The following is a 9,340-nucleotide window of genomic DNA, read 5'->3' as shown; positions in this document are numbered from 1 at the left end:
CCGCAACGCATAGGCCGCGGCACCGATCCCAAGCGAGACCATCAGCCAGGGCGCCAAAAAACCGGCCAGCGAGTTGGTCAGGGCAAACGTGGCCATCGGCTCGCTGCTGTTGACGCGTTTCTCGAATAGCAGTCGCTGCCGAGAGCCCTCGGGCGCAAAGACACGCGCCTCGGCTAGCGCGCCATCGGGATCTTCGGCGTAGCGGGCCTGATCTCGTGGGATACTGTAAAAGAACTGGTGAAAGCCAAAGGTGCTCATCGCCACGGCCAGCGCAATCATCGTGGCGACCAGGGCCCGTATCTCGCGCCGATCGTCAACTAGTTGGCGGATCAGCCAGAACATCGTCGCTGTGGCAACCCATTGCCAGGCAGAATTAATCGCCGGACGCGCCGCCCCGTTGCGCACGGCCATCACGGCGCTGACCGCGTGCCACAAGACCAGCACGGAGACCGCCAGGTCGATGGCGCCGTAGCGGGCCATGCTGCCACGCCGCATCGTAGCGCGCACCGCCCATACCGCGGCCAGTACCAGCGGCAACAAGATGAACAACAGCGTGTCGCTGCTGGTGATCGTTCCTTCGCTGGGGAGCAGCGGCCGGGCTACGATTAGCGCTACCGCGCCTGCCAATAGCCACGGACGGAAAACGTCAGCCTCGTCAGGCGCGCTAGCGGCCGTTTTCCGGGTGCGTGTCATTGCTATGGCCTGGGACGTTGATTTTGGGCGCTGCGGACGGTCGTTTCCAAGATGCCCACGAGCAGCAGCACGCAAGTCACGAGCAAGACGATAATCACGGCCCCCGCCGCGTCGACCTGGTGCAATAACAACGCGCTCAGTCCACAGGTCGCGGTCATCAGGTAGATCGTCAACACGGCTTGCACTTTGGTCATGCCCAGGTCGACGAGTCGGTGCGAGAAATGATTCTTGTCGGCCTCGAACGGGCTGCGCCCTTGCCGCAAGCGGATCAATATCACCGAGGCCATGTCGTACAACGGCACAGCCATCACGCACAACGGCGCCAGGATCGAGTGGCGCGGCAGATCGCCGCCGCTGAACGTGGCCATGATCGTCGCCACCGCCACATAGAAACCAATGAAATAACTTCCCGCGTCTCCCATAAAGATGCGGGCCGGCGGACGGTTGTGCCACAGAAACCCCAACAACGATCCCACCAGCACCAGCAGGAACCCGGCCACGAACAATTGCGGCTGGCTGGTGGCAGGGTCGGGCGTCGAGAGCAGCACGGCCGCCAACATGGCCGAGGCGATCGCCGCCACCCCGGCGCTCAGACCGTCCATGTTGTCGAGCATGTTGAAGGAATTGATCAGGGCCACGATCCACAGCACGCTTACCACGGCGGTCAGCCAGGGAATGTCCACGAACATCGTCAATTGAAATCCGCGCCACACGACCAGCGACGCCACGGCCAGTTGCACCGCCAGGCGCGGCCGCCAGGCCAGGCCCCACAGGTCATCAGCCAGGCCCAAGGCCATCAGCACAGTGCCCGCTGCCAGTAGCAACCACAAGTTGGACGATTGCTCCCACAGGCCCGACAAATGGGGCGCGACGAAAGCGGGCACGGGAATCCGCTCGACCCAATCCCATCCGGGTGATAGCGCGGCCCGCGCCACCAACCACAACAGCAACTGACCAGCGGCCATCGGCACGACGACGCCTAACCAGATAGCGATTCCGCCCCCTAGCGGCGTCGTGCGCACATGAACCTTCCGGTGGCCGGGCTCGTCGACCAATCCCCAGCCCGGCGCGCCGCGGCGCACGCCCGCGGCGGCGGCCGCTGCCACCAGCGCCGCCGGTACGATCGCCCCCGTCACGAGCCAAACGATCATCGACGTTCCTGCTTCTGGCGCGCGCGGAGAAAATCGCGGGCGTGCGTGAAGAATTCCTGGTAGTCCGCCCGCCGATAGTCGGGGAAGGTCCAAGGATGATGTTGCCACTGCCGATCGCGATAGAACAAGGTGACCTCGGCGTAAATCCCTCGCGATTGATAAATACGGTGCGCGTGGTCCTTGGTCGAGGCCAGTACCAGCTTGGCGTTGGTCAGGTAGCCCGGGTCGAGATTCACGGGCCGCTCCTCGGCATGAAATCCACAGGCGGCGTACTCGCGTTCCCAGTCGCCCGTCTGCAACTTCGACTCGACCACGTCGCCCTGATCAAAGGGCTCGGCGAACGCCAGGAACATTTTCTTGATTTCGTCACCCATCGTGGCCTGATAGTAATCCGTCTCGCGAAAGGCAAACACGGGGCTCGCGAGCGCCACCGGCCCCCAGGCTTGTTCGGCCTTCGCGCGCGCCCAGGCCAGCGCCGCGTCATGGCGGCTGAAGACGGCCAAGAGCCGCAATGCCGGTTCCGGCGGCGAGGATTCGCCCATGCGAAGTGTCAGGGTTGAGATCGTTGACGAGCGAGCCAGTCGTCGATCCGAGAGGACGAATGCCGCCGCGCCGGCGTCAGAAACCGCGATAGCCCTATCCTACACTGAGCAGGGACTTCTTGCCCGAAAGGTCGGTACGTCGCCCGAACCGGCTGGCCCACGGTTTCAGTGGCCGCCGCCCGAAATGTTCAGGCCGATGACGCCGGTGATGATTAGCGCCAGGCAGACGATCTTCGAGGCCGAGAGGGGTTCGCCGAAGGCGATCGTCGCGATCACCGCGATCACGGCCGTCCCCAAGCCGGCCCACACGGCGTACGCCACGCCGACCGGAATGCCCTTCAGTGCCAACGTCAGCAGTGCCAGACTGACTCCATAGAGGGCGAACAGCAGGATCGAAGGGACCAGCTTCGTGAAACTCTCTGAGAGCTTCATGCACGTCGTGCCGGCGACCTCGCAGCCAATCGCCATGATCAAGTACACCCAACTCATGGATTGCTCCTGGCCGCCTGGTGATGATTTATCGTGCCGCTAGCCGGGGCTCATTGAAGGTGTGCCCGGGGGCCGCGTGGCCGCCGTGGCGTGCAAACGCAGCTTGACCTTCGGGGCAGGAATCGCCGACAGCGTGACCTGACCCACGCGCCCGCCCACGACCAGCATCGTCACGCCTATCGCGTACCAGGTGGCGGTGCCGATGCCCAGCAGTCCCAAGCGCCCCGTGATCGGTAGCGCCAGGTAGTGCGCTAACACCAGCGCGACCGGAGTCCAGGCCATCCAGCGGGCGGCCCGCGGCATATCGCGCGCCAGTAGCCACAGCGGCAACAGTAACACGCCCGGGACCAGTTCCGTGTGGTAGTAGCCGCGGCTGATCGGAGAAATCACCAAGGCGGCGGTGCAGGCCATGCCGATCGTGGCTGCTTGCCCCAGCACGTCGCGACGCCAAATCGTGAGCACGCCCGCGGCCAGCAACAGCAAGCCCGCGGCCGCACGCGCCACGAGTAGCACCGTCCCTACGCCAGGGTCGTCCATGATCATCGTCGGCGCGCCGCGCCACTCGCGATCGATCAATCGATCGTCCGGCCCGCCCAAGAATTCATAGCCCAGAAAATCTCCCAAGCGAATCACGGCGTTCGAGAAGCTTTGATTGCGCAGCGACCGGGTGTTGCCGGTTTTGTCCGAATCGAAATGGTCGTTGGCCTTGGTCAACTTGTCGTGATAGAAGCGCTCGAGATATCCCAGGTTTGCCTGCCAGCCCACGATCATGCCCGGTACCAGCAACAGCAACGCCAGGGCCCCACCTGCGAGGCCCAACCCCGTGGCAAGTGTGCGACGGCTGGCGTAGGCATCGTCCGGTCGGCGCAGCACCACGCGCGCCACCAGAACGGCCACGATAAATCCTGCCGGCAACAGCGGCGTCACCTTTAGCACGATCGCCGCGGCCAGCGCAAAGCCGCCGCAGAACCAGGCACGCCAGGCCGTGCCCGTGACGCTCAGCCGAAAACCCAGCACGACCAGGTATAGCTTCAGCACGTCGACCTGTCCGCGCTGCAAGCAATTCAGGACCGGCAATAGCGCCGTAGCGAGCGCGGCCCAACCGATCCACCGCGGAAATTCACGCGTCGCGGGCGTGTAGCCCGCCATCACGGCAAAGTGCTTGAAGATCCGCGCGCTTTCACGATAGATGCCCCAGGCCACGGCCACGCTGATAAAAAACCAGACCGTGACTTGCCAGCGCGGGTCGAGTGGCGCAAGCGGCGACACCACCAGCGCGAACAGTGGCGGGTAACAATATCCCCAGCCGCGCGTGTTCGTCACTCCGTACGGATCACGGCCGTCGAAGAACGCGCTGCTGGCTTCCGTATACGCCGTGAAGTCCGTGCGATGCAAATGAGGTCGCGCCGGATCGATCCGCCCGCGGCGCTGCACGTCGAGCGCGCACCAGGCGACCAGGGCCACGGCGATGGCGACGTATAATGGCCAGCGCGGCCGTGCAGCAGGAGGCACGGGGCTACGAATCGTGGCGATGCTCATCAGGGTCGAATCCTTTCTTCCCGGGTGCGACGTGGGTCGCGCCGCGAACCATCGCACCGCCGTCGGTGGGGTGGCATCGCAGGGCGAGGGATTCTACGAGAAAACGAGCTTTTGTTGCCAGACGGATACGCCCCTGCTAGCGGGGGCCGTGATGCGGCCGACCCTTGTGGCTCTCGGAGCCGAGTCCTAGAATCCAAGGCTTGGCGGTCGCCGGGGCCCTGCCGTGACGCAGGGCGAGGTCGCGGACCGCGTTTGCATCACTCGTTTTGAGCCCCCAGGGGCGTCCCCCTCGCTCGCCTCCGCAATCCGGCTCGTAAAAAGCCGATTGGTCCGCTCCTTGGCGGTGATCGAGGTCCATCCGCTCCTGGTGCTCGTAGAAAGTCATGGCATGCCGAGGCGATTTGTCAATCAGTTGGGGCATCAGGAAGCGGTCGATCAGATTTTTCTCGCGTCGCAAAAGCAATTGCGACCGAATCGCAACGGCAATCTCTATCTGCAAGTCGAACTGTCGGACCGCACCGGTTCGATCAGCGCGCGGATGTGGAATGCCTCGGACTCGGATTATCGGAACTTCGACGACGGCGACTTTGTGCGCGTGGAAGGGACGACGCAGCTCTATCAAGGCGCACTGCAACTGATCGCCGCCAACATTTGCAAGGCCCGCTACGAAGAGGTCGAGGCGGCCGACTTCATGCCGCTCGGGCCCGCCGAAATCGATCGCCTGGCGATCCGCGTCGGTGAATTGCTGCGCGCGATGTCGAACCCGCAATTGGTTTCGCTGGCCGAGTGCTTCTTGATGGACGACGAGTTCATGAAGCGCTTCATGAAGTCTCCGGCCGGCGTGAAAAACCACCACGCCTACGTCGGCGGACTGCTGGAACACGTCGCCAACTTGATGGAGGTCGTGCATCGTCTGACGGACCTTTACCCTTCGATCGATCCCGACATGCTGTTGATGGGCGCGTTCATTCACGACATGGGGAAGATCTACGAGCTGAACTACGAGCGCGGCTTCAGCTACTCGGACGAAGGTCAGATGATCGGCCACGTCGTCATGGCCATCGGCATGCTGGAAAAGAAAGTCGCCGAGGCCGAAAAGCTTTCGGGCGAGGCCCTCTGCGAAGAGACCGTGCTGCGGCTCAAGCACATCATCATCAGCCACCATGGCGAGTATCAGTATGGCAGCCCGAAGTTGCCGATGACGCTCGAAGCCGTGGCGCTACACCACCTGGACAACCTCGACGCCAAGGTCCACAACTTCAATCAGCAGATGCGCGACGATCCGAACGTGGAGAGTCCCTGGACGGCTTATAACCAAGGGCTGGGGCGCAAGCTGTACAAGGGGAATAACTACTCGTCGGACCCCCGTCCGCTGGCCAGCGCCGAATAAGAAGGACATTGATGAATGCAAAATGATGAATCAATCCAAGGATGCAACTAATCAAGAGCGGCAAAGCGTGCTGGCGGCTCTTCCCTTCATCATTCATCATTCCACATTCATCATCTAATTATGGCCCATCCCGATCCGCAGGATCTCGAAAAGCAGCTTCTGGAACTAATCAATCGGCCTGACTATCGGCCGGTCAAGCCGAAGCTGCTGGCCAAGCGCTTGCACGTCGCGCAGGACGAAGTTCCAGACCTGAAGCGGGCGATCAAGAAGCTCGTCAAGCGGGGTGAGCTGTCCTACGGATCAAACCACCTGGTCGGACCCGGTAGCGGCGTGGCCGTGGTCAACCGCGTGACGGGCGTCTTTCGCCGCGCCGCCGGCGGCTTCGGCTTTGTGCGCCCCGCGGGCGCGGGCGCAGCGCATACCCGCGAGCAAGACATCTACATCGCGGCCGAAGACACGCTCGATGCCGCCAGTGGCGACAAGGTGCTGGTCCGTCCGTCGAAAGAGCGCGGCCGCTTCCGCAATCCGCGCGGCGTGATCGTGGAAGTCCTCGAACGCGAAACCCATGAGTTCGTCGGCTCGTACTTCGAGTCGGCCGGCTTGGGCATGGTGCAGGTCGACGGCACCGTGTTTACCAAGGCCATCTCGGTCGGTGATCCCGGCGCCAAGAATGCCCAGCCGGGCGACAAAGTCGTCTTCGAGATGGTCCGCTTTCCTTCGCACATGCACGAAGGCGAAGGAGTAATCACCGAAGTCCTGGGGCCGCAGGGCGCGCCGGGCGTCGACACTATGTCGATCATTCGCGAGTTCAATCTGCCCGAGCATTTTGGCGAAGACGTCAACGAGGCGGCTCGTGCCGAGGCGGACAAGTTCGACGAATCGATTCCGCCGGGCCGCGTCGACATGACTCAGGAAGTCATCGTCACGATCGATCCCGTCGATGCGCGCGATTTTGACGATGCCATCTCGTTGGCACGACTAGAAAATGGCCACTGGCTGCTGGGAGTACACATTGCCGACGTGTCGCACTTCGTGCGGCCAGGCTCGCCGCTGGATCGTGAAGCGCACAAGCGCGCCACCAGCGTGTACTTGCCCGATCGTGTATTGCCGATGCTACCCGAGGTAATCTCGAACGGCCTGGCCAGCCTGCAACCTGGCCGGGTGCGGTACACCAAGACGGCCATGATCGAGTTCACAGCCGACGGGGCCCGGGTGGGCGTGGATCTGCATTCGGCCGCGATTCGCAGCCGGCACCGCTTTGCCTATGAAGAAATCGACGACTACCTGGCCGATCGGCCAAAATGGAAGGCCAAGTTGCCGGCCGAGGTTTTCGATTTGGTGGGCCGCATGCACGAGCTGGCCATGATGCTGCGGGCGCGGCGCATGAAGCGCGGCTCGCTGGAATTATCGCTAGACGAAGTGAAGGTCGATCTCGACAAGCAAGGGCGCGTCGTCGGTGCCCACAAAGTGCAGAATTCCGAGAGCCACCAGGTCATCGAGGAGTTCATGCTGTCGGCCAACGAAGCCGTGGCCGAAGCTTTGGCCGCCGCCGACTTGCTTTTTCTACGTCGCGTACACCAGGCCCCCGATCCGCGCCGGCTGAAGGCGCTCACCGATTTCGTGAAAGAGCTGGGATATCAGACCGACAGCCTGGAGAGCCGCTTCGAGATTCAAAGGCTCTTGAAGGAAGTGGGGCAGAAGCCCGAGCGACAGGCGGTGAACTATGCCATCTTGCGCAGTCTGGCGCAAGCGGTTTACAGTCCTGCCGAGGAAGGGCATTACGCCCTGGCGAGCGAATGCTACTGCCACTTTACCTCGCCGATTCGCCGCTATCCGGACTTGACCATTCACCGGCTGATCGACGGCATTCTGAAAAAGAAAAAACCACGCAACGACCTCACCGAGTTGGTTGTACTAGGCCAGCACTGTTCGGACCGCGAGCGCCGCGCCGAAGCGGCCGAGCGCGAACTGACCAAGGTCAAACTGCTCGCCTATCTGGGAGAGCGCATCGGCGACGAGTTGGACGCGGTTGTGACGGGCGTCGAAGAATACGGCCTGTTTGCCCAAGGGATCGAGCTGCCGGCCGAGGGGCTGATTCATATCAGCTCGTTGGCGGACGACTACTACAGCTTCGATCGCCGCACGCACAGCCTTTCCGGACGACGCTCGGGCAACAGCTTTCGCCTGGGCGATCTGATTCGCGTGGCGGTGGCGCGGGTCGACGTCGATCGACGCGAGTTGGACCTGCGCATTGTCACGCGCGGTACGCGACCTCAGTTGGTCGAGCGTCCGCAGCGCGACATGGCGCGTCCGCCAGTCCGCCCCGCCAGCCGCGAAACCCGGCCAAAAAGTGCGGGCCGCACCGGCAAAAAAAACAGCGCTGGCGGCCCGAAGAAGGATCGCAATCGCGGCAAGAAGCGGAAGTAGACGCCCGCCGCTCGATCGCAATGAGTGCGCCCCATGTCGATCCGCACCCTCCTCAAGTACCTGGTCGGCAATCGCGAGGCGATTCTGCAGATCGGTCGCACGCCTGGCGCACCTTGGTTGGGTGCCCTTTTCGTGTTATCGGCCGGCTTCGCACGTGAATACGACGGAAAGGACCTGTGGGCGGAGCCGTGGCATCTGGCAATTCCATTCGCCGCGTCGCTCGTTACGTCATTTCTGCTGTTCTTGCTCGTCAATGGTGTAGCGCGTGCTCGGGGCGTCGGACTGCAGCCCTTCTGGCCCGCCTATCGAGTGTTCCTCTCGCTTTATTGGATGACCGCGCCCCTGGCGTGGTTGTACGCCATTCCGGTCGAGCGCATGGCGTCGGCCGGCGAGGCGATGCAAGCCAATCTGTGGTTGCTGGGGACGGTTGCCGTGTGGCGCGTGGCATTGATGACACGCGTCGTCTCGGTGTTGTACGGAGCGAGCGCGTGGGCCACGCTATTTCCGGTCATGATGTTTGCGGACAGCGTGGCGCTGGGCGTGCTGTTCCTTACGCCGATGCCGATGTTCAACATCATGGGTGGCGTGCGTCTCAGCGAGCGCGAGGAAGTCATTCTTACGGTCGTCTTCTTTTTCCGCATTGCGACTTTCGCGACGTGGTTCGTTTGGTTTTTGGGAACAATGATAACGCTGCAGGGGCAGCGGTCCTGGCAATACGCGCTGGCCGAGGCCCGACCCGTGGGCGCCGTGAATCGTTCGTTATGGATTCTCGGCGTCTGTGCCATCGCCGTGTGGTTGCCGCTCCTGCCGCGCACGCAGCCCGAGCAACGATTGCGTCATGCCGTCGAGACCGATTTTTCGCAGCGGCGGATCGCCGACGCCGTGGGCAAAATGTCTGCGCACCGGCCCGACGACTTTCCACCCCACTGGGACCCGCCCCCGCACGTGGCGTACGCCGAAGAAGGACAGTTACCGCTCTTGGACGTGCTGGAAGTAGCGATCGATCCTGCGGTGCCGGCTTGGATTCAGGATCTCTACGCCGACAAGCTCGAGAATCAAATGCGTGACTGGTCCTGGTTCGAGAATCATCGCGCCGACCTCGGTCGGTT

The 9,340-nt window shown here is 62.9% G+C and carries 8 protein-coding genes; 3 read left to right on the top strand and 5 right to left on the bottom strand.

Annotated features, from left to right (window positions below):
* The 5 genes from VGG64_05625 to VGG64_05605 form a co-directional block, all read right to left on the bottom strand.
* The coding region (locus tag VGG64_05625; protein HEY1599059.1) for a hypothetical protein at positions 1–693 on the bottom strand (693 nt) is incomplete at its 3' end.
* Positions 694–695: 2 nt separating this feature from the next.
* On the bottom strand, positions 696–1,844 hold the full coding sequence (locus tag VGG64_05620; protein HEY1599058.1) for an MraY family glycosyltransferase: 1,149 nt from the start codon (positions 1,842–1,844) through the stop codon (positions 696–698).
* Positions 1,841–2,386 (bottom strand): DUF4416 family protein, encoded by a 546-nt coding sequence (locus tag VGG64_05615; GenBank protein ID HEY1599057.1) that lies wholly within the window; start codon positions 2,384–2,386, stop codon positions 1,841–1,843. Before VGG64_05615 ends, VGG64_05620 begins: the two co-directional genes overlap by 4 nt.
* Before the next feature lie 165 nt (positions 2,387–2,551).
* On the bottom strand, positions 2,552–2,875 hold the full coding sequence (locus VGG64_05610; GenBank protein ID HEY1599056.1) for a multidrug efflux SMR transporter: 324 nt from the start codon (positions 2,873–2,875) through the stop codon (positions 2,552–2,554).
* 39 nt (positions 2,876–2,914) lie between these two features.
* Entirely contained in the window at positions 2,915–4,414 is a 1,500-nt protein-coding gene (locus VGG64_05605) for a glycosyltransferase family 87 protein (GenBank protein ID HEY1599055.1), read from the bottom strand.
* 388 nt (positions 4,415–4,802) lie between these two features.
* Between VGG64_05605 and VGG64_05600 the strand changes: the two genes are divergently transcribed.
* The 3 genes from VGG64_05600 to VGG64_05590 all read left to right on the top strand — a co-directional run.
* The gene (locus VGG64_05600; protein HEY1599054.1) at positions 4,803–5,804 is read left to right on the top strand and encodes an OB-fold nucleic acid binding domain-containing protein; all 1,002 of its coding nucleotides are present in this window, start codon (positions 4,803–4,805) and stop codon (positions 5,802–5,804) included.
* Between the two features lie 120 nt (positions 5,805–5,924).
* Positions 5,925–8,231: a ribonuclease R gene (rnr, locus tag VGG64_05595; GenBank protein HEY1599053.1), complete on the top strand. Its 2,307-nt coding sequence runs from the start codon at positions 5,925–5,927 to the stop codon at positions 8,229–8,231.
* 33 nt (positions 8,232–8,264) lie between these two features.
* Positions 8,265–9,340: hypothetical protein (locus VGG64_05590; GenBank protein ID HEY1599052.1), on the top strand; the 1,076-nt coding region annotated here is incomplete at its 3' end.

The sequence above is a fragment of the Pirellulales bacterium genome (assembly GCA_036490175.1).
GTDB lineage: Bacteria > Planctomycetota > Planctomycetia > Pirellulales > JACPPG01 > JACPPG01.
This window is presented reverse-complemented; position numbering and strand designations above follow the sequence as displayed.